Origin of the sequence: Paenibacillus sp. PCH8 (assembly GCF_002968835.1) — a bacterium.
Lineage (GTDB): Bacteria > Bacillota > Bacilli > Paenibacillales > Paenibacillaceae > Paenibacillus.
In genome coordinates this window covers 2,648,955-2,670,061 of the sequence record NZ_PKQK01000001.1, presented here as the reverse complement: position 1 = coordinate 2,670,061, position 21,107 = coordinate 2,648,955, and the positions used below count along the sequence as shown (strand labels likewise).

15 protein-coding genes are annotated in these 21,107 nt (G+C 42.5%); 7 read left to right on the top strand and 8 right to left on the bottom strand.

The features are described from left to right. Positions 1–103 precede the first annotated feature (103 nt). Positions 104–523 carry a RidA family protein gene (locus C0Q44_RS11410; RefSeq protein ID WP_105407328.1) on the top strand — a complete coding sequence of 140 codons (420 nt, stop codon included), beginning with the start codon at positions 104–106 and terminating at the stop codon, positions 521–523. Positions 524–670: 147 nt separating this feature from the next. On the opposite strand, the gene C0Q44_RS11405 is transcribed toward C0Q44_RS11410, so the two are convergent. Then, positions 671–2,728 carry a methyl-accepting chemotaxis protein gene (locus C0Q44_RS11405; RefSeq protein ID WP_181150935.1) on the bottom strand — a complete coding sequence of 686 codons (2,058 nt, stop codon included), beginning with the start codon at positions 2,726–2,728 and terminating at the stop codon, positions 671–673. 612 nt (positions 2,729–3,340) lie between these two features. Between C0Q44_RS11405 and C0Q44_RS11400 the strand changes: the two genes are divergently transcribed. Further along, positions 3,341–3,757, top strand: a complete 417-nt coding sequence (locus tag C0Q44_RS11400; RefSeq protein WP_105407326.1) for a hypothetical protein — start codon at positions 3,341–3,343, stop codon at positions 3,755–3,757. A gap of 150 nt (positions 3,758–3,907) precedes the next feature. Here the strand turns inward: C0Q44_RS11400 and C0Q44_RS11395 are convergent, their stop codons facing one another. Both C0Q44_RS11395 and C0Q44_RS11390 read right to left on the bottom strand, forming a co-directional pair. Next, positions 3,908–4,786 carry an amidohydrolase family protein gene (locus tag C0Q44_RS11395; protein WP_105407325.1) on the bottom strand — a complete coding sequence of 293 codons (879 nt, stop codon included), beginning with the start codon at positions 4,784–4,786 and terminating at the stop codon, positions 3,908–3,910. Continuing rightward, on the bottom strand, positions 4,773–7,943 hold the full coding sequence (locus tag C0Q44_RS11390; protein WP_105407324.1) for a GNAT family N-acetyltransferase: 3,171 nt from the start codon (positions 7,941–7,943) through the stop codon (positions 4,773–4,775). The genes C0Q44_RS11395 and C0Q44_RS11390 overlap by 14 nt, the downstream gene beginning before the upstream one ends. 287 nt (positions 7,944–8,230) lie before the next feature. On the opposite strand from C0Q44_RS11390, the gene C0Q44_RS11385 reads away from it, so the two are divergent. After that, on the top strand, positions 8,231–8,836 hold the full coding sequence (locus C0Q44_RS11385; RefSeq protein ID WP_100529177.1) for a DedA family protein: 606 nt from the start codon (positions 8,231–8,233) through the stop codon (positions 8,834–8,836). Between the two features lie 197 nt (positions 8,837–9,033). Here the strand turns inward: C0Q44_RS11385 and C0Q44_RS11380 are convergent, their stop codons facing one another. The 3 genes from C0Q44_RS11380 to C0Q44_RS11370 form a co-directional block, all read right to left on the bottom strand. Next, positions 9,034–10,233, bottom strand: a complete 1,200-nt coding sequence (locus C0Q44_RS11380) for an MFS transporter (protein ID WP_105407692.1) — start codon at positions 10,231–10,233, stop codon at positions 9,034–9,036. Positions 10,234–10,566: 333 nt separating this feature from the next. After that, positions 10,567–11,604 carry an ROK family protein gene (locus tag C0Q44_RS11375; protein WP_105407323.1) on the bottom strand — a complete coding sequence of 346 codons (1,038 nt, stop codon included), beginning with the start codon at positions 11,602–11,604 and terminating at the stop codon, positions 10,567–10,569. A gap of 200 nt (positions 11,605–11,804) precedes the next feature. Next, positions 11,805–12,074: a hypothetical protein gene (locus C0Q44_RS11370; protein ID WP_105407322.1), complete on the bottom strand. Its 270-nt coding sequence runs from the start codon at positions 12,072–12,074 to the stop codon at positions 11,805–11,807. A 109-nt stretch (positions 12,075–12,183) separates the two neighbouring features. Between C0Q44_RS11370 and C0Q44_RS11365 the strand changes: the two genes are divergently transcribed. Next, positions 12,184–12,399, top strand: coding sequence for a helix-turn-helix domain-containing protein (locus tag C0Q44_RS11365; RefSeq protein WP_105407321.1), 216 nt, complete (start codon positions 12,184–12,186; stop codon positions 12,397–12,399). A 41-nt stretch (positions 12,400–12,440) separates the two neighbouring features. Here C0Q44_RS11365 and C0Q44_RS11360 read toward each other — a convergent pair whose 3' ends face one another. Beyond that, a complete protein-coding gene (locus C0Q44_RS11360; protein ID WP_105407320.1) occupies positions 12,441–15,968 on the bottom strand; it encodes a tetratricopeptide repeat protein in 3,528 nt (1,175 codons plus the stop codon). A 606-nt stretch (positions 15,969–16,574) separates the two neighbouring features. Here C0Q44_RS11360 and C0Q44_RS11355 point away from each other — a divergent pair. From C0Q44_RS11355 to C0Q44_RS11345, 3 genes are all read left to right on the top strand, one after another. Then, the gene (locus C0Q44_RS11355; RefSeq protein ID WP_105407319.1) at positions 16,575–17,186 is read left to right on the top strand and encodes a TetR/AcrR family transcriptional regulator; all 612 of its coding nucleotides are present in this window, start codon (positions 16,575–16,577) and stop codon (positions 17,184–17,186) included. Positions 17,187–17,751: 565 nt separating this feature from the next. Next, entirely contained in the window at positions 17,752–19,485 is a 1,734-nt protein-coding gene (locus C0Q44_RS11350) for a DUF554 family protein (protein ID WP_105407318.1), read from the top strand. Between the two features lie 133 nt (positions 19,486–19,618). After that, on the top strand, positions 19,619–20,527 hold the full coding sequence (locus tag C0Q44_RS11345) for a hypothetical protein (protein ID WP_105407317.1): 909 nt from the start codon (positions 19,619–19,621) through the stop codon (positions 20,525–20,527). A 57-nt stretch (positions 20,528–20,584) separates the two neighbouring features. Here C0Q44_RS11345 and C0Q44_RS11340 read toward each other — a convergent pair whose 3' ends face one another. Beyond that, positions 20,585–21,079, bottom strand: coding sequence for a hypothetical protein (locus C0Q44_RS11340; RefSeq protein ID WP_105407316.1), 495 nt, complete (start codon positions 21,077–21,079; stop codon positions 20,585–20,587). Positions 21,080–21,107 lie beyond the last annotated feature (28 nt).

Genomic DNA, 21,107 nt, shown 5'->3' with positions numbered 1-21,107 from the left:
GAAGACCGCTTGTTGTCCATCGCTCATCTTTATCAGCAGGTTACGAACTGGCATCAGTTAACACCAAACATACACCCTCACTAGGAAAGGAATGACAGCTACGATGTCTACCACCATACACGCAAGCGCAGCACCCAAGTTCCCGCTTCCTTTCTCCCATGCTGTCCGCGCAGGAGATTTGATCTACGTGGCAGGTCAAGTAGGCGTTGATCCGCAGACGCTTGAACCCATTGGCGGCATTAAGGAACAGACTGAACAGTGCATTCGCAATATTGAGGTTATTCTGCAAGAAGCCGGACTCACACTTGATCATATCGTGAAGGCAACCACTCATCTGGCCCGAGTGGAGGATCAGTCCGAATACAACGAAGTATATGCGCGAATGATTAAGCAGCCATACCCCGCACGCATGACCGTATTCAGTGGGTTAGGCCCTTATTTAATTGAAATGGAAGTGCTGGCGTATGCGCCCTCTGTCCGCGGGAGTAGAACATCACAAAAAAGCATCTGTACCCTTAGATAGGTACAGATGCTTACATTTTCGAGAAATCCGCTTCTCTTATGAGAGGCGGGTTTCTTCGTATTCATTTAACTTTAACTGCAATCTCAAGCAACTCTACGCTGTGTATGCAGACCCGGTATGCTGCTTCTTACGACTCGGGCTGCTATCCTACTTCGTTTTGAACCTTGAGGATTCTTCGGCAAGTTGTTTGGTCAATCCATTAATGGTCTGTACCATCTCTGCCAAATGCCCAGTCATACCCGATTGCTCCTGCATCGTTGCGGTAACTTCCTCAATGGATGCTGAGACCTCTTCTCCTGAAGCCGACAGATTCTGTGCAGCTCCAAGGACATCATCTTTATCACGCTCAATAGATTCGATTTCGGAGGCGATGGCTTGCACCTGGTCCATCATTTCATTCATATTTTGGGTTACAAAATTAAATGTCTCTTTTGTCTGAGCCACGCTACTCTTATTCTGTACTGCAATCGCCTCAATGGCTTGTACACTCCGGTTATTCTGTTCGACATGATCAATCGTCTGCATCACAATTCGGTTGATGTCCTCCGACTGGGCTGTGGTCTGCTCCGCCAGCTTGCGAATCTCCGATGCTACTACGGAGAAGCCCCGACCATGTTCGCCCGCTCGTGCCGCTTCAATGGAGGCATTAAGGGCCAGCAGCTTGGTCTGATTTGCAATCTCGGCAATGGTGCCCGTGATCTGATGAATGCCAGAGGAACTCTCGGCTAACTGAACCGTGATTTGGGAAATGTTGCTCACTTCCGTCTCGTTCTGATCATTGACCGCATTCAGTGCATCAATGACCTTATGGTTGTTTTTGAATGCATCCGTGATCTCATCTGCCTTGAGCTTTACCAACTGCGACAACTTATTGACGTTTGCAATTTTATTGCCTACGTTCATGAATTTATCCACGATGGATTCGGTGTCATTCGCCTGGGATTCCATTGCGCGTGAAATTTCGAGTGCAGTCGTGGTCGTATCCGTTATGGATGCCGATGTCTGTTGTGTTGACTCATCCAGCTCAATGGTGCTTGTATTCAAGACTCCGATGGAACGGTTCATGCTGGAGATCAGCTGTTTGTTTCCATCCGCCATCGTATTGAAACTGTCCACCAGTTGTTTGAATTCTCCGCTATATTTACCTTGCGCCTGCACCGTCAGATCTCCGCTTGCAAGCTGTCTGAACAACACAGTCAATCTCGTAATGGGCCTGGTCACCAGCAAAGAGATCAGAATGCCCGCTACGACGGAAACCGCAATGGCACTAAATAGAACAATATACATCTGTTTCGCCATCGCACGTAACGGCTTCTGCACATCACTTAGTTTATCTTCAACAATGACGGTCCAGTCCGATCTTGGGATTTTGGAATAATACGCCACTTTCTCCGCAGTGCTGGCATCCCCTTGCTGGAGCTCTGCACTTGGAGCAAGATCAATTAATGATTGATATTCGCCGGACTCCATTCTCTGACCTGCCATCTTCTCATCCGCCGAATCATAGATAACTGTACCTACACGGTCCAGAATGAGGACTTTTCCCTCATCATTAATATTGATATTCTGAAGCTGATTAACGAAGAACGACGTAGATGCCGCAGATACGAGCACCCCTTGCACTTCTTGATTATCATTATAGATCGGCATGGCAAAAGCAGTACCGAGTTGTCCCGAGGACTTGGCTACAATCCCTTCACTAATCACGTCTTTACCCTGAAGAGCTTCCTGAAAGTACGCCCGATCTCCACGTTCCGCCTTAATTACTCCCGGATCGTTCGCAGCCAGAATGATGCCGTTACGATCCAGCAGAATTAGACTGTTATTGCCTTCCATGCCTGCCAGACTGTCCGCCAGTATGCCGCTTGCCTTGTCCACCAATTCACTTTGGTCTGAAAAAAAAGCCTCGCCATCCTGTCCTTCCGTATTCCGAATCTCCAGCAGATCCCGGAAGGTCCGATGTGTCGTAATCAAAAACGTAGATTGTTCTTCCAAACTTAGTGAGGCATGCAAACCTGCCCCCACCCGGTCCGAGGTTGCCTGAATTTCATCTTTGCTTTTCTCGAGTGTAATGACTGCCGCTACACTGTAAGATACTACCGCAGATACCGCCAGTACGATACAGACCAGCAGGCTAATCATCAGCGGCAATTTGACTCTGAACGACATGTTGATCATGCGTTCTCTTGCCTTGTTAAATACCATAATTACATCCACCATCCATTTTCATTTTCGTCATAATGAAGTCCAAATTCTATGTATCTACTTTATATCGGTCAATATCATATAATTCATCAATAGGATAACGCTTACAAAATATATTTTTTATTAACTTCATATGCTACTTTCAATACAAAAAGCAATTGAAGCAGTAGATCCCAACGATGAAATGATCCTGCTAGGTCCAAAGCCACTACAAGCGATTGGAAAAGTATAATAAAATGACTGAACTACATATTTTTCAAGGGAGAGACGACCCATTGAATACCAAAATGCCTACTTTATTAAATATCATCCGTGCCTTGTTAGGAGTACAATCCATCTTTATTGGGATCTCCATGGCATTTCTTATCTAAGATCTAATACGTAATCGTGCGGATCACTCCGCCTTTCCGCTATCTGATCAGATCACCTATTTTACAAGTATAGGGCTACGCATCCTGATCATTCTGGTTCCCCCAATTCTCACTATCGTATTCATCTCAAGACGAAGCTCCATAAGCCGGCCAAAATTGATCTGAAGCAAGAGAGCACTGCATGAGAAAATCACCCGCAGATTCCATGGTTATAGAATCGAAGAAGAATAGGAGAAGTGGTATGGTAAAAACAGCATTACCTACGTTATTAAACGTCGTTCGCATTTTGTTAAGTGTCAAACTGATCTATGTACTCGTATCGTTTATCGTGTTCCTCATTGATTTTAGCCATAACACCCAAACCTACCTCGGATTCTCACGTACAGGTGATGACTTGGCCTACGCCTCTGGCATGATTGCAGCCCGAATGCTGTTCGTGATCGGACCCAGTCTGCTCGCTGTTATTTTCATCACAAAAAGAAAGTTCAAGCTTACCGTGACATTCCTGAGTCTTGCGTTATTCGTTGCCATTCCGAATGAAGGCAGCCTGTTCGTCTTGATTCATCTCTTCTCCCTGCTGATTGTGCTTCTTCATCCTGCAAGTAAAAAGTTCCTGAGAAGAAAGGATACAAGTGTGAATGAACACGTGGATTATTAGAGGGATTCTGAAACAATACCATAGCGTTAAAAATATAAGATGCACCAAGTAAAACACCCCGTAGAAAGACTTTTTAGAGCGTCTCTCTACAGGGTACATTTTAGATATCGCTGGAACGTATATCATCGTAACTTTCAGTTATTCTCCCGCTTAACCAAGCTCCGCAATCCGCTGTGCAATGCGTGGAAATAAGCCAAGGGCATTCTCGTAGAACACCTTCTCATGATGCTGCTCCGGTACAAGTCGGCGGACGAACTCGGCATACAGATCAATGGGCGCAAGCGGCCAGTCGGTGCCGAACAACATTTTCTCGTAATGATCCGAATAGACCAAGGCCCGGCGGAAATGATCCATGAATAGAGGTTCATTCATGAACCGTTCAAAATGAGGCCGATCCCCGACCACAAGACCAGACAAATCCGCATACACATTCGGATTCTTCGCCACGACCTCGGCAGCATCCATCACCCAAGGATCACCCAGATGACAGATCATGAAGTTCACGCTACGCTGTTGAAGAGCCAACTCATCCACGGTCAGTGGATGAGAATATTTGAGCAATCCATTCATCGAGTACGTGTCTCCTGTGTGAATGACCACAGGCAGGTTGTACTTGGCCGCCAGTTCATAGACCGGAGTATAGATTTTGTCATACACATAGTGATGATAGTATCCGGCATAGAGTTTGATTCCAGCTACCTCCGGGGATTGCAGTCTGGCTTCAATTCGGTCGAGCTCGTCCCGAGCTTGTTTACCGTCTAGCAAGTTTGGATTGATTCCCACGCATTCCATGAGGAAAGATGGAACCTTCTCTTCCAGGTCAAGTCCCATCGGGTTAGGGGAACTGGAATCCGGGAACGCTCCCTTCGTCTGCTCCGTAACCCCCATACCAACGCCAAGAATGACGTCGTTCTTATCGAACTCCGCTTTAAGACCAGCGGCAGAGTAATCCACTTTGGACAGGTCAATCGCTGTACGATGAAAGCTGTCGATGTCCGACAGATGAATATGAATATCAATGATCGCCATGTATGTTCTCCTTTTCGTAGGTAGACGTTGCAAAGCTCAGTTTCAGAAGGTCACGTACATCCGCTGGATTCAGCGGGATCTGTCCCAAGATCAGATACGTCGGCTCCGTCCAGACAGTTTCCCCGTTCTTTATCGTCAGATGGTGACTCACGTTATGACCCGTCACCTGGTTGTTAGCAAAGGCCCAAGCACCCTGATTCGGATAACGGTTCACCGCATGCAGCATGTCCTTACGCGAAATCGCGCCCACTCGCAAATGCCCCTTCAATGGAAGACCCGCATCCACTTTTCCAAGCGGGAAGCGCCCTTGCTCAGGGTGATCCAGCCAGCCTTCAGTGAAGACAGGTGACGGTTGGAGGAAATGCTCGGCAGTTATGGCGTAGTCTGTTAGCGCCAAGCCGCTTTCATTGGTCACCGAATGTAATGAGCAGAGAATAGGAACGCCTGGAAGCATAAGGTAATGCTGATGTACCGTGATTCCCCGATTCACTTCATGCTTCTCGATGCGTGTCGTGATCTGAATGCCTTTCCAGATGTTCCCGTATTGATCCATGCGCTCCGTCCAGGAAGCGGTTCTCTGCTCCAACTGACGGCTAAAACCGTTCATACCTGGGATACCCACACCAATCCCGCCGTACCATGGATTCCACCACGAACGCGGGGCAGCTTCCGGATATGAACTGTCCAGCCATTCCTCCCCTTTATGTTTCAAGGAATGCACGACACTTCCGAAGTCTGGTGCGACTGCTATGGATATAACTCCATTGCTCACCGTATACAGGGGGCCAGCTGGAACATCTACCTTCACGCGATCCACTTGTGTTCCTGACTGTGGAAACCAGAGGGCGGTCTGTTCCTGAACCCGATCCTCACCTTGATATACGGCCCGAACTTTCCAGCCCATCTCACGTTCTTCATGAGGATCTTGTTCATCAGGAGAGAACTCAAGCTTGGCCGAACTCTGATTCTGCTCCCGGTTCAATTCCAGATTAGCCGCCAATTGCTCCGGTGTATCGCCATTCTGCACGTACAATTTCAGGTTACCGGCAATCGGAATCATTTTCCGTTCGATAAGTTCTGCTGTCAGTACTTCCTGAACAAATGGATTTCCCCCATCTACTGTCAGTTCAAGATGGTTATCCAGCGTAGGCACAGTTAGGGGCTTCTGTTTTCGAGCGAAAGCTCTGAAATCATGCCATTTGCTAAACGTATTCAAGGCAAATACAGTAGTTTTGGTACGTACAACGGCTCCCGCGGGAATACGGCCAAACTCATGCTGCAACCCCAGCGTGTATTCCGGACGAATCAGCTTCAGGGAAGGGTCCCAATAGATGCCACATGCACCGTACTCTTCCTTGCAAAACAGCCAGTTCTCCGTAATCTGCGCACTGTCCCAATGGTTCGGATCACCAGCGTAAGAATCCCCCATATCCACAAAACGGCCTTGGTACGGTAGAATTAGCCGGTTCCCGTAGAATCCGAAGTTGTTCATCAGATAGATGTCCTCTTCCAGCTCTGCGCCGCCAGTATTTTCAACCTCGTGGTGGAATTCGGCGATCCCATTCGCAGACAGCTTGACCACGGACTTGATCTGCAAGCTAGGGAAATCTTCCGAGTCATACAGTGCTTCAAGAACCTGACGTTCCCCTTCGGGATAAATGTTCACTTCTTTCGCTTGTTTCTTGGATAACTCTTCGGCAAACGGCTTACCCAGCTTCGGATAAGTCCACCAGAACGAATGACGGGAGCCCGGGTATTCAATCCACATGTTATTATCTTGCTTGCTCATATGAAGGGAGAATGCACCATTGACGGCCACCCATTGATCCTCAGTCTGCCCGCCATATTTCCCTTCGATTCCCTTCATCAGGACAGAAAGTTTGCTTGTAAAAGAGATCGCGTGGTTCCCCACGGGGACAGCCGTCACTTCTACTTCTTGGGAATAGAGACCATATGAACGTAAGGTGAAGGACACGGGCACAGACAATTTTCCTTTGGCAGGCACCGTAAAGCGCACCGAACGCTCCGTCCATTCGAGGAATTCATCCTCCGGCAGGTCCAAGCTAAACTCCGTTTCGGCATCCACATTATTTTCCACATTCAGAACCAACTCCGCCGGGATGTCTGGATAGAGCTCCTTCACGGGCAAGATGGTTTTGATTTTGGCCGGGAATTTCGGGGCGACACCCAATCTGAACTCCGCTTTCTTACCGCCGATCAACCATGTGCTGGCAACAACGGGATGCGTCTTGTTGTTATTCTGTTCCTCTGTAATCGGATCAAGGTGAAACTCTCCTTCCACGATGATAGTTTCTCCCGGAGCGACTGCTCGTGCAATGTCCAGCGCAAATCGAATGTTTTTGTTATCCTCGCCCTTGATCTCAACCGCCAGTTCGGACGCCGAAGTATTCTTAATGCGATAGCGAACCTTATAACTGGAACCGAAAACGAGATCATGAGCGTCAACCTCTGTAGAGATTTCGTAATCCGGTGTTTCGAGGGCAGTCAGCCCACGACCCGACTTTTCAAATTCAGCCCGCAGGGAGACATCCCCCTTTTTCCACGTATAGTCAAAGAAATCAAAACCACGCTCCCGTCGGCCATCCGGCTCGATGACGAGTTCACGCGTGCTGTCTGCATACCAATCCAACTCCTCGAAATATGGAGCCAATGCTTCGGTCTGCAAGATCGTGGGGATGAAATTCATCAGATGCACACTATCATCTTTTTTCTCCCAGAAGAATCCGCATTTCTTGTACATCGGTACAGCCTTCGTATTGCCTGCCCATGTGAACAGGTCCAAGCGGGGCCATCCGGCCTCTACGGTCTTGCGCACAGCATTCAGGATCAGGTTGCGTCCGACCTTATATCCGTGATAATCGGGGCGTACGTTAAGCAGCGGTACATATAGCGCTCTCTCGTCATAGCGGTAATGAGCAAAACTGCAGAAGCCAACCACCTCTTTCTCATGAACAGCTAGAAATGCATGAAGATTGGACGAACTCTCCATCTCCCGGCGAACGGTTTCCTCTGTTCTAAGGTTGGTGCCACCTCCCCAGCTTTCATTACTGCGGTTCCACATCTCCGCGAGTGCGGCAGCGTAAGAGGGATCGTATTCAATAATATGGATTTGATCGATAATCGAAGTTATAGTCATGTTCGGATCTCCTTCTCTTTATGTACAGGATGGTGAAGAAGCTAGTGATAGTCTTATCATACTATAATTGGAAGCATTTTCAGAGGATTATATCATTGCTTAGGCACTACGTTCTGTATTAAGCGTCAACGAATCGATATAACCCTTATGTACGGGTAAACATATTGCTGAAGTACGTACTGAAAAGGCCTCTCATGGGAACTTTGACAAGCTCTATTCGCTATTGTTACTCTTTGTATAGGAGTGTTTCTTTTATATAAAAAAAGATAGATTCATGGAGGGAAAGCATGACAGAATGGATCACGCAATTTATACTCTTTTTCAAAGATTTGTCATACGCAGGTCTCGTTATTGCCTTGTCGTTTGAATTCGTTCCCGCTGAACTCGTATTGCCCATGGCGGGATATTGGGTTTACCTTGGAGATATGAAGCTTTGGCTGGCTATTCTCGCTGGTACTGTAGGTGGAACGTTTGGACCTCTGACGTTATATGCCCTGGGACGATACGGCGGCAGACCGATGGTCGAAAAATTCGGCAAGTATTTCTTGATTCGCCCCCACCATCTGGACGCTTCCGATAAGTTTTTCGAGAAATATGGCAGCGGGGTCGCTTTCTATGGCCGTTTTGTACCCGGCATTCGCACCGTGATCTCTATCCCTTGTGGTATGGCGAAGATGAATGTGTTTAAATTCAGTATCTTTACGTTCCTAGCCATGCTTCCAATCACCTCATTGTACATTTACTTAGGCTTCAAACTAGGCTCTCAATGGGAGCATGTGGATGAGATTGTTAAACCTTATATCGTTCCGGCAGCGGTGGTTTTCTTAGGTGCTTTTGGATTTTACGTGCTTTTGAAACGTTGGAAAAGAAGAACCGCTTTGAACAAGTCATAGGTTTGCTGAGGAAATTCAGACTATATAGTAGAGTGGCTGGTATATGATGAAAAAAAATCCTACTCTACATGACCTGTGGTTATGATTTGTTAAGATACTAGTGATAGATGATATACCGTACTAATCTACTCGTATATTCATAAGCAAAGCCCCACGGATCGTGGCGATCAGTGGGGCTTTATCATTTCAATTGATTTCTAAATCAATTCCTGTCGTCTTTTCAAATACACATACAACACTACGCCTGATGCCGCACAGATCACCGCACATAAACCAATGAATCCATATCCCGCCTGAAGTCCGCGCAGCAGCCCCAACTGAGTCGTTGAACCGTACAGATTCTTCACGCCCTCAATCACCCAGCCAATCACATAGTTACCAATGACACTACCAACCCCCATCAAGGTAACCGTGAATGTAATCGCGGTGTCACTGCCATTCGGATATCTGCGTGCGATAAACGCCATAACTGTTGGATAGATCATCGCTATTCCCGCGCCAGATATCGCAAAGAAAATCGCAAGTCGCTCTCCTCCTGCAAGCGCCACGAACGTACATACTCCCGAGAAAGCCGAGAACAGAATCAGTGACAATACAAATCCGATCCGGTCCGTTAATGGACCAAGCAGCAGACGTCCCAGCGAGAACGTGAGGAAGAACGCAGATAATAACCCGGAGGCTTTGACCGTGTCCCACGTGTAGGCTTTTTCCAGGAAATTAACCAGCCAACCCCCAACCGCCAGCTCCGATACCACGCCAAAAGAAAGAATGAGCACCATCAGCCAAAGGGCAGGATCACGTGTTAACGTCTTCAGTGAAGTCCGATCTTCATGAGGAAGATCGTCCCCCGGGAATTTGCTGCGCAGCGCCGCAATAATCGGCAGCAGACAGAGTGATAACATCACAAGATACATGCCCCGCCAGTCCAGTTCGTGACCAAACACTTTCAAGGACATGACACCCGTCGCCAGCAAAGGAGCCACCGTTGAACTCAGTCCATAGAAGAAATGGGACAAGTTCATCATCGTACCTGTGTTTTTCACAAAGATACGCGCACCCAGAATCGCCAAAGCAATCTCCAGCATACCGTTACCGATGTACATGAAGAAGTATGATGAAGCAAAGAGTGGATAGGTATGAGACACATAAATGAACACACCCGAGAGGATCATCGATGTAAACGATATGATGCTAACCGCCTTGATGCCCCATTTGCGAACCAGAATAGCCGTGAAGGAGCAGGCGATCAGGTAACCCAGTGCATTCAGGGACAATAACGTCCCAAGCTGTTTCTCATCCAGATTGAAGTCGAATTGAATGCGCGGAATGGCTGGCCCCTTAATATTTTCCGATATGCCAAATACGATAAATCCCAGAAAGATCGTTGCTAGCTGCATGGCGTACAGCTTGTTGAACTTGCGTTTGTTCCCTTGCGTACCTGCTTGCTGATTCAAAATAAGTTCCTCCAGTGTGTCTATATAAGTTGAAACAAGGGTCATTAACTGGGACACTCCGATGACAGAATAACCTTCCGATCGCTGTTATCCCCAGAATTTTTTCATTCCCTTAAATTAAGGGGAAATCCGGTGATAAAGGCGAACGCTCCGCTTCTCCAGTTTTTTCTGTCCTCTCCGTTACCTGTTCAATGAAATAGTTCATTTATATAACAGGATTACTACAAATTATCCGTTCTGATGATAGATCATCCTTCTGATCAACGTTCAGTTCCTTTACCACTGCTTCTCAACCACCTGGATGCGGTAGGTCAGGCTCTCCAGCGTCACCGCCACCAGCCCAGTCACATATTCTCGCCGAGTGTCTCTTTGGATGATCAACTCCGGCATATGCTCCAGTGGAATCATACGATCCAGACAACCTTGCTTCAGACCATCCCGCATAGCAGGGTCCATCGTATCCCCTGTAACCACAATCGTAGCCGGGTTAATGATTGCGATGATGGATACCAGCGTCTGTACGACCAGTTCCTTCAACCCTTCCACCGTTTTCAACATTCGCAACTGCTCTTCCCGTGATAGGCCAAATGGTAGAAAAGATACCTCGCCCCCAAATTGCGTATTCCCGGTCAATGGACGACCATCAATGATAAAACCTGCACCCGGAAAATGGTTCTCCGGAAAAGTCACCACCGCAAAGTTCTTCTCTTCCTCAAATTGCTGCTGGTTATACAGTCCATAGACCGTGAGGTTCATGTCGTTGCCAATGACCACTTCCACGTCTTCATACTGCTCTTTGAGCCTTGGCCCGAGCGGCTGATACATCAGATCCGGTACGTCGCAAATCCCAATAACGCCGTTGTGTGCCACACCAGGGATGCCGATACCAATCGCCTGCACATTGTGGTGTTGTTCGATCAGATTTGCAATCAGATCCTCTACCACAGTTACATTGATCTCATCCAAAAAGAGTGTCTGTTCATCCGCCATCTCTCCATTCAGATTGGCATATGTATGTGTGATCGAGTGAATGCCGCCCTCTGTTCGAATAATCAGGCATAGTACGCTTGCGTAGTCCGCATTGAATTGATACCGACTCGCCGGTCTCCCCCCGCTCGATTCATCCGGGCCCAGATCGATAATCTCACCCGTTTGGAGTAATTCGTTTAGGATCGTGCCGCATGTCGCCACGCTGAGTTTGGTCAGGTTTGCAATGGAAGCCTTCGTGCCTACGCCTATTGATCGAAGCGTATTCTTCACCAATTCAACGTTAATGCGCTTCACCTGCTGAGTGTTGTGTGATGTGGGTAACATGGTAAGTTATATGCCTCCTTTCGTTCATTTCGAACCATTTCAATGAATGTTTTTAAAAGTATTTTAATAATTGAAGTTTAGGGGGATTTGGAAGGAAAGTCAATGCTTAATTGGGAACGGAAATCATTTGGATGGAAAGGCAAAAAGACAGTTCAAAATCATGTTATATGATCCTGCACTGTCCTTTGATTAAGGTGACTTTATGTAGACTGACTCATTTGATTAGCCAAGATGCTCTTCTCCAGCCGGACTTCAAATAACTTTCGGTTCAAATCCTGTTCCATGGAATGAAGGTGATATGCTGCTTGTTTTACGGTATCCATATCTAGCACGCCTGCCTGCTTCGAGATGATATCCATGGCGTCCAGAATGAGCTTGTTGCATGTGACCAGTTGGTCGACGTAATCGTCTTCTTGTTCGATGAGTTTTGCGTACTGCGAAGACAGGTCTTCGCTATTGGTACTTGTCATGTCACCACTCCTAAAATTGGTACGCATAAGAGTACCAGGTATGCAAAAAGTATATGGTACGCTCATGCGTAACGTCAAGACCATATGGAAATTTTAGGAGTGATTTAACATGGCAAAGAAAGTCGTCGTCAATATTCATAAGCTCACGGAAAAACATAATATCTCGCTGCGCGAACTGGCTCGATTGTCTGATATCCGCCACGCTGCTTTGAGTGAGTTGCAGTCTGGCAAGCGAGAGAATATCAATTTTGCTCATATTGAGCGGATTGCAGAAGCATTGGATATTGATGATATTAGGGAAATTATTGAGATTCGGGAAGTTTAATTAATATATCCTACACAATAAAAGAAAGTTATTCAACGTCTTCAATCAAAGTAATCTATCAAGAGATTTGAGTTATAAAGTTCATATTTTGATAAAAGATAGTTCAAAAAAGGAACTTCATTTAATATTTCATTCATTTTTATTAATGTAGCTTGAAATATTCTCAAAATGAAAGCCTGCTGTCCGTTATTTTTACCCATTATGTTACTTGATAAAGAAAGAGAATCCTCCAACATTTTTTTTGCATTTTTTTTATTCCCCTTCATATAAAAAGCTAGTGCCAAGTTTGCTAAGCACAAAACATAATCAGGGCTTCTCTCCAAACGTTTCACCTCATATATTTTTTTTGCCTTTTTTAAATGGTTTATCCCAGCATCCAGCTTATATCTATCAATTAACATAGTTCCTATTTTCCCAAGATCCTTTGCTACTTCCGGGTGATCACTACCATATATTTTTTCATCTAATTCGAGAGCTTTATTTAAGTAATGACTAGCTAAGTGAAAATCAGATTTTAATTGATACAAACCACCTAAATTATAATAACAATTTGCAAAGTCGTGGTTTTCATCATTACCTAAATGTTTAAATATTTCAAGTGAACTCATGTAATATTTTTCGGCCTTATCGAAATTATATTCTGCTTCCTCTACCATCCCAAGGTTATTTAATAATATTGCATTATGGGCGTTTGACTCATCAAAAATGATTTTATTAATTTCGATGGCTTTTCTAAAATATCTTCTAGCATAGAAGTAATCGTGTTCAGTATAGTAAGTAAGACCTATATTGCCATAGTCAGATGAAATTGAAGAATGATTAAGGCCAAATATTTTTTCATTGATTTCCAATGCTCTCTTAAAGTAATTTCTTGCGTTATCATTTTCCCCCTTAAGTCTATAGATATTTCCTAAATTACTGTAGACTAGAGCAAGAAATTTATCTGGAGTTTTAATATACTTAACCCAGTAATTAATCGCCTTCTTGTAACATTCTTCTGCCTTTTCGTAATCTGACATATTTGATAGTGTCATACCTAGACCTACAGCAATTTTTACTAGATCAAAATCATCAAATTGACTTGGATTTTCTTCTATTAGTTCATCTAACTTAAAGTATGCAGAAAGAGAACCATTAAAATTCCCAATCTCTCTTTCTATATGGATTAAATTGTTCAATATTTTTGCCTTCTCATCTACATTTTCAACAATATGATCAGCCATTAGAACGTGCTTTTTAGCTTCATTAAATTGACCTAATTTTGCGTATACTTCACTTAAGTTTAGATACGATTTTATAAGAAGCGATTTTTTTTCATTGCTTATTATATTTTTTGAATACTCATTAATTGACTCTGCTACTTTTTTAGCTTCACTTAGCACACCAAAATCAAGATAATATAAGTACGAAACATTTAACAAGTTGATAAAATCTTCAGTGATGTGCTCATTATTTTCAGAATAAGAAGATAATTGAAGAATATGAGGAACCATCTCAGAAATTTGGATTTCCAAATATTCAGAATTATTATACAAATTTAATAAGAAAGTAGCCACGATTGAAATCCATTCGTTTTTTTCCTGCGTATCCATCTTTTCAATAATTACGAGTTGAGTCAAACGATGTATTGTAAATCCATTTTGCTCAGTTTGAATCAAAGAGTAACTTCTTAATTTCGATAGTAAATCGTCAAAATATAACTGTGAAACAATTTTATTTTTTAAAAATTCAGGCATCGCAATACTCGAAGTTATTATCTTTTTACTAATTAATTCAGGGAAAAGAAATGAACAAAATTTCATGAAATTACTCGCGACAGGAAACTCTTCACTTACTTTTTGTATAGATACTTCCCATGTCGTCACAATTGTACTTGAGTAATTAAGGGGACTCCCCTTGCTCGCTATCTGATTACGATAAGTTTTAAAGCGCTCTAAATACTCTGATAAAGTTAAGCCAGATTCTCTTATATATGCACTAGCTTGTTCCAATGCTAATGGTAAATCAGCTAATTCCTCTGATAATTCTCGCGCTCCTCGAATATCATTTATTCCTGTACTTTTGGTAAGAAACTCAATTGAATCCTCTGACTTCAATAAGTTCAATTTCATACCAGATACCCAATTTGGATTTCTTGAAGTAATTAAAATATCCCCTCTATATCTTAAAGGAATAAAGTTATCTAGATCTTCGGAATTTTCGACATTATCAAAAATCAACAACCAATTTTCGTTTTTTTCCATCCATATAAATAATTCTTCCTTAGCGATTGATTGGTCTTCTCCATCTCTAATTGGTAATTCTAGTCGCAAACAAAATTCTTCTATGTCTGCTATCATAGTAACGGTCTCATCTGATCTAACCCACCAAACTGCTTGATACATATCCTCAAAAAGATAAGAGTACTCAACTGCCAATTGACTCTTGCCTATCCCCCCCATTCCATAAATTGATATCAATTTCTTGTTTTTAGGTTGTTGATCAAACGTTTTTCTTATTTCTTCAATTTCATATTTACGCCCTACAAAAAAAGGATGCTGGCGGTGAGGGACGTTCCAAATTTTGGACTCCCCTTTCTTTTTACTCGTTAAATCTTCCCCCCTCTCAATTACATCATTTAAAAAAAGTTTCTCCGACTCAATTCGATTCCAATTTCCATTTCTAGGATCAAATTCATAAGGTATTCTTTCCGAAACTCGTATATTCAAATCGATTTTTAGTAGAGAGAAATTATTTCTGAATCTCCCACCTGAATAAGCGGCTCCACCTGAAACAAAATAAGCTTTATTAAAGCTCCGGGTAGCAGATTCAACTGCACCATGTGTATGTCCGGAAAGAATAAGGTCTGTCCTTTCTGAAAGATATCTATAGGTTGCTGGCCGATTTTCATATGTAACCTGTTCCTCTTCATTTAACCAACTAACTGGATGGTGCAAAACCGAGATTGTTAACTTTCTAGAACTAACATCTCGCGTTATATTTTCCTCAGAATTCATCATTTCTAAATGAGGTAATCCTATCCATAATTTTCTAGCATCAGCATTATCTCTACAAAACCAAGAAGAATTTAAAACAATAAATTTAATACCCTTTAATTCTCTCGAACCAACTAAGAAATTCTCTTTTTGATTTATCTCCAAAGGTGGACAATTTATTTTAGTATAAAATTCTATATAATCAGAGAAAGGCCCATAGAAGTTGTCCATATTCTCAATACTTAACCAAGTATCTGCTTCACTTGATGAATTTGGAATCCCTAAACCAATTGTTTTTTTTCGGTTAATGTCATGGTTTCCTGCGCACAAAATTAAATCATTAGGGCTTAAATCAACTAAATGTAACAACTTCTCTAACCAATCCTTCGCAAGCAAAAAACCTTCCTTTTTGCCCTGCCAAGTTAAATCGCCAGAAACAACAATTATATGTGGTTTATCATTGTTACTTAATTGAGCTATTGTCTTTAATAACTCATCTAAAGCATTCTTTCTTTGAGCAACTTGTGTTGAGTCTTTATCCATGCCGAAATGCATGTCAGACAAATGCAGTATATTTATAATATTACTATCCATAGCTGTTCTCCTATTTTAAGATTTCTGATAATGCGACTAATATGAATCTTACCACAAGTAAATACAAAAAAACCTCCAATTCGAACTCTTTCGCTTAAAAACTTGTTCCAAAATAGTGTTGCTAGAGCCTCCTTTTTTAGCCATTTCTTGATAAGTGATATTATTAAGTTCCCTTTTATAATCAATTATATATTGGTTTTCTGTCTTGTTTCGTTTAAAATACACGGTATTTAATCACTATCCCTTCTTATCTTCATATTACCGATTACCCAGAATCCTTTTATTGGTCATGAACGATATAACCCCCATTAACTGCTAGATTAGACAAGCCAAGTACACGGTTTCTATAATGTAGAAGGACAATCACTCTTTTAAACTTTTAAAGAGAATTAACTTATGGCTTTATAGAATACAATTCAGCTATTAAAAACAGCTATCATTTATAACCAAAGTTATTTTAAAGCCGTTAAGTTCAAAAGATAAGAGCACCTGGTCCGCAATCTTTATCGTTGCAGTTTTTCTCCCTCATTTCCCCCATTTGACAACCCCTCAAAAAAGTCTATCCTAATAACGAACCAACCATTCACTATTAAGGAGTCGTTCCCGATGGTGCAAGCCAAGAAAGACGAAGTCAGGAAAGAGATTGAATACGCGGCGCTCAAGGTGTTTTTTGAAAAAGGCTATGTGGATGCCAAGATGAGTGATATCGCGGATGAGATCAATATTTCCGTAGGCAATATCTATACTTATTTTAAGAATAAGAAAGAACTTTTCTACTCCGTTGTGCCACCGGATCTGGTGGATTATCTGAAAAATGTGCTGGTGGAGACCATTCACTTTGATAACCAGACCTTGTTCGAGGAAACAGATAGCGAGCGAAAGTCAGCGCTGTTGCAGGAACAGGTGGACGTATTACGTAAATACCGGAATCAGATCGTTATTATCTTTGAAAAGAATAAAGGAACTATATACACCAACGCCAAGAATGAACTTGTCGAGCTGATGATCGAAACCAAGAAGGCCTATCTCAAAAATCAATATAAACGATATGAGATTGGCACCGAGGAGAACTTGATCTTGCTGAACATTCTCGCACACAACGTGATCGACATGAACCTGGATCTATTGAAGCGGGATATGAGTGAGGACAGCCGGAAGCAAATATTCGAAGTGTTGTATGTATATAGACTGTACGGTATAAAGAGCCTCAACGAATAACGCTCCATCTCATCATTTATGCCGGGTAGACAAAGCGTGCAGATCATATCAACTCCAATTGGTTTGCACGCAAAAAAATATCTAACATTAAGTCGCTCTATTTTTTTAACCCAAAAACGAATTAATAATTCATTTTTAATTTGGATATTTACCATTTACCAAACTATTTAAGTTGAACCTACCTGTACACGATAACGGAGAGGACAGAAATAACCAGAGGAAGCGAAGCGTTCGCCTTTATCACCGGATTTCCCCTAATAAGGGGGTATCAAAAAAAATTGGGGATAACAGCGATCCGAAGGTTGTTCTGTCATCGGAGTAACAAGTGTACATACCCATCATTCAACTTATATAGCTTCACCCCACATTCTAAGGAGGAACACAACATGAACACCGCTTACGCATTGAAAAACGTCAATCTGATCCACGGTGATCTGAACCGCAATCTGCAAAAAAACTGACGATTCTCGTCAATGAACAAGGACTTATTCAGAATATCGGCAAACAAAATGGACTACCTATCCCAAGTCACTACACAACCATCGATCTCTCAGGAAAATACGTAATGCCTGGATTAATTAACGCCCACGTACACCTCTTTGCAGATGGTAAACCACTCAGTCTCTCGGTCAGTGAAGGATTGTTGCAGTTTGCCTACGATCGGATATTGAACACGAAATTCGGCAGAAACGTTTTGAAAAAACGAATGAAACGCAACGCGCTGACCGCACTTCATGCGGGTGTGACAACGATGCGCAGTGTGGGGGAATTCTTTTACACGGACGTCCAGCTGCGGGATGAGATTAATAACGGCGACTTTGTCGGCCCTAATCTGCTTGTCTCTGGGTTTTTCCTAAGTGTAACGGGCGGACATGGTGCTCCATTCCTCGCTCTGGTAGGCGATTCCCCGTGGGAAGCACGGAAAAATGTACGGCTGAATGTGAAACACGGCGTGGATCTGATCAAAATCTGTGTGACGGGCGGCGTGACGGATGCGAAAATGGTGGGCGAAGCTGGTCGTTTACAGATGACAGTGGAGGAAGTTGCGGCGATCTGCGATGAAGCGCATAAGATTGGCCTGCGAGTGGCAGCTCATGTGGAAAGCACGGAAGGTGTGCGCATTGCGTTACAGGGTGGCGTCGATACGATCGAGCACGGTTCGGAGATGGACGACGAAATCATTCGTTTGTACAAAAATAATCCCAATGCCCTGAATGGCTACACCGCACTCATCCCCACCCTGCAAGCCGCCTATCCCTCCGCTTCACTGGATACCAGCGTAACGAAGGTAAGTGCAACGGTAAAAGAGAATTCCAGACTCGTCTACGATTCCATGCTCAAAGGTGTGAAACAAGCGATCGAAAACGACATCACCATCGGGATCGGTACTGATGCCGCCATGCCTTACGTGACTCACTATGATATGTGGAGAGAGATGGACCACTACATGAGACAGGCCAACCTGAACAACAAACAGGTCATCGACATGGTGACCCGAACCAATGCGAAAATCCTCGGTGTTGACGATGTTACAGGGACGGTGGATATCGGAAAACATGCCGATCTGATTATCATGGAGCAAAATCCGCTCGAACATATCGAGGCCTTGTCAGACATCTCTATGGTCATGGTCAAAGGAAATCTAATTCAAACACCATCTGTCACAAGAATCAAAGAAGTCGACGATGTTCTAAACATCTCCAAAAGGTTCATGAATGACGGTTATAAGTCCATACTCAATCAAGTGATTGGAATCAGCGCGCTCATCATAGGCATGAGTACAACCATGAGCAGCATATGGACCAGCCAATATCAGATTATGTTTGTCATCTTCCTCACCTTAGGCGGGATCATTGGGCAACTGATTAATTTCGAGAACATCTTGTCCAATATCATGACCAAATTCTCATCCAATGGTTTAAATGAAGGATTAACGGTTGCCATCTCATTGTTGTGCGTGGGATCGATCCCGATTCTGGGGCCACTGCAAAGTGCATTACAGGGGGATAATACCTTTTTGCAAATCAATACGATTTTCTCTGGCATTACGTCATTGGTTCTGACATCCACCTTCGGGATCGGCATCATCTTCTCAGCGTTCATTCTGTTGGTCATCGAAGTGCTGGTCTTCTTCTCGGCTGATTTCTTATCCGTCTTCATGACGACAAACATCATGAACGAAATTACTCTGATTGGTGGCATCCTGGCGCTTTGTACCGGATTAAACATCTTGAAGATTACGAAGATCAAAGTGTTAAACCTATTGCCGGTCTTATTTATTCCGATCTTTCTGCTTTAGCCTTGTATCCGAATAAAATATCACAATTTGTCCAAGTAAACATATAAACACCCAACTATTGGTCATATTTGGAATTGTGTGATATATTAATATACGATTCCCAAATATACACAAAGAAGGAATGATAATTTTAATGAAATTTAAATCCGTACTAAGTTTAACACTTTTAATGACAACCATGTTTACTGCTACTTCTGTTAGTGCATCTCCTGCCTCTGGCAGTTTACCCTATTCCGTTTCCCAGGCTTCTCCCTCAATAGTTAATAACACTTTATTAAGTGAAGAAGATAAAATCAGACTTTCTAGCTTTGGTTTTACGCAAGATGAGATTGATAACTTTACTCCTGAACAATATGCTACTTTTAATGAGAAGGTGGGTAAAGAAACTACTAGTATTCTTATAGATAAAGAAACTAGCTACTATAAAATTGCCAATCATGAAGTTACGGAAGTTCCAGAGGCTGAAGCAATCAAAATCATTCAAAGATCATTGTTAGAAGAACAATCAAAAGGAATCAATGCTTTTAATAATAGTAACACTTCAACAACAAGTTGGATGGTGATGACTTTAAGTACTACTAAACTATCTACTGGGACTTATAATCTTAAAAACTCTTTTAGATGGCTGATATATCCAGTCTATCGTTTGACCGATGTTGCAGGTATTAGTTTTAACCCTAATCTAACTTACATTAATAATAGCGATTATGGAAATTATGCAGCTGCTAAAACTGGACTTAATCCAGCTGTTGATAATTATCCCTTAAAGGCTCAACATAAAAAAGTTTCAGGTATAGGATTTAACGTGGATCTTAGAACTTATATTTCCTCTGGTGGTACAGTAAATAATCACAGTGGATACGTAGCATTCCAAGTTGAAAAGAATAATACGAACGCAATTTCTACAAATGCATATGGTCACTATGCTCACTTGTATAATACCATCAGCTTTGGAGTAGACTTAAAAAGTGGATCTCTCGCGATTTCTGGCGCGACCGGAGTAGATGATATGAGCGACACTTCACTAAGTTGGAGATTTTAATATATAACATTAATTTTCTAAAAAAAGGAATCCCATAATTTATTATGGGGTTCCTTTTTAGTAATCTGTATTGTATATTATCTCACCTTTATCATTTGAAAATAAAATCTTCATTTCAGGTCTAGGGTTCCAAATACGAAAATCTTTAATAATAAGATACTTTTCTCCATTATATTGATATTCACGAGCTTTTCCATCAATTATTATCGAATATGTGTTTCCAAACTTAATAACCTCAAGATTATTAATAATTAAACCTAAAGATCCTTTTTGCAACCCTCCAATGAGTATGCCGTTTCTATCAGTTGTCGTAGATTCGTTATAATCCTTAGGTCCCCGATAGATATAAATATGGGAAGGGCTAAAAATATAATATTCCTTATTACTTAACTTTTGTAGTGAGATATGATTCAAATTCTCATTTTCAATGAAGTCATTCAGATTTTTTTCAAAAAACGAATTTTTATTAAAGTAGTAAATCCCAATTGCTAAGAAAAAAATTAATAGCAAAGCACAATATAGTAAAACTGATGTTTTATTTTTTTTGTTCATACTACCTCCTAATATAAATCAATATCAA

Excerpts from the sequence above, each read along its gene's own strand:
- C0Q44_RS11410 (WP_105407328.1), top strand. The coding sequence starts at position 104 with ATGTCTACCACCATACACGCAAGCGCAGCACCCAAGTTCCCGCTTCCT.
- C0Q44_RS11405 (WP_181150935.1), bottom strand. The coding sequence starts at position 2,728 with ATGGTATTTAACAAGGCAAGAGAACGCATGATCAACATGTCGTTCAGA.
- C0Q44_RS11400 (WP_105407326.1), top strand. The coding sequence starts at position 3,341 with ATGGTAAAAACAGCATTACCTACGTTATTAAACGTCGTTCGCATTTTG.
- C0Q44_RS11395 (WP_105407325.1), bottom strand. The coding sequence starts at position 4,786 with ATGGCGATCATTGATATTCATATTCATCTGTCGGACATCGACAGCTTT.
- C0Q44_RS11390 (WP_105407324.1), bottom strand. The coding sequence starts at position 7,943 with ATGACTATAACTTCGATTATCGATCAAATCCATATTATTGAATACGAT.
- C0Q44_RS11385 (WP_100529177.1), top strand. The coding sequence starts at position 8,231 with ATGACAGAATGGATCACGCAATTTATACTCTTTTTCAAAGATTTGTCA.
- C0Q44_RS11380 (WP_105407692.1), bottom strand. The coding sequence starts at position 10,233 with ATGCAGCTAGCAACGATCTTTCTGGGATTTATCGTATTTGGCATATCG.
- C0Q44_RS11375 (WP_105407323.1), bottom strand. The coding sequence starts at position 11,604 with ATGTTACCCACATCACACAACACTCAGCAGGTGAAGCGCATTAACGTT.
- C0Q44_RS11370 (WP_105407322.1), bottom strand. The coding sequence starts at position 12,074 with ATGACAAGTACCAATAGCGAAGACCTGTCTTCGCAGTACGCAAAACTC.
- C0Q44_RS11365 (WP_105407321.1), top strand. The coding sequence starts at position 12,184 with ATGGCAAAGAAAGTCGTCGTCAATATTCATAAGCTCACGGAAAAACAT.
- C0Q44_RS11360 (WP_105407320.1), bottom strand. The coding sequence starts at position 15,968 with ATGGATAGTAATATTATAAATATACTGCATTTGTCTGACATGCATTTC.
- C0Q44_RS11355 (WP_105407319.1), top strand. The coding sequence starts at position 16,575 with ATGGTGCAAGCCAAGAAAGACGAAGTCAGGAAAGAGATTGAATACGCG.
- C0Q44_RS11350 (WP_105407318.1), top strand. The coding sequence starts at position 17,752 with ATGCCTGGATTAATTAACGCCCACGTACACCTCTTTGCAGATGGTAAA.
- C0Q44_RS11345 (WP_105407317.1), top strand. The coding sequence starts at position 19,619 with ATGAAATTTAAATCCGTACTAAGTTTAACACTTTTAATGACAACCATG.
- C0Q44_RS11340 (WP_105407316.1), bottom strand. The coding sequence starts at position 21,079 with ATGAACAAAAAAAATAAAACATCAGTTTTACTATATTGTGCTTTGCTA.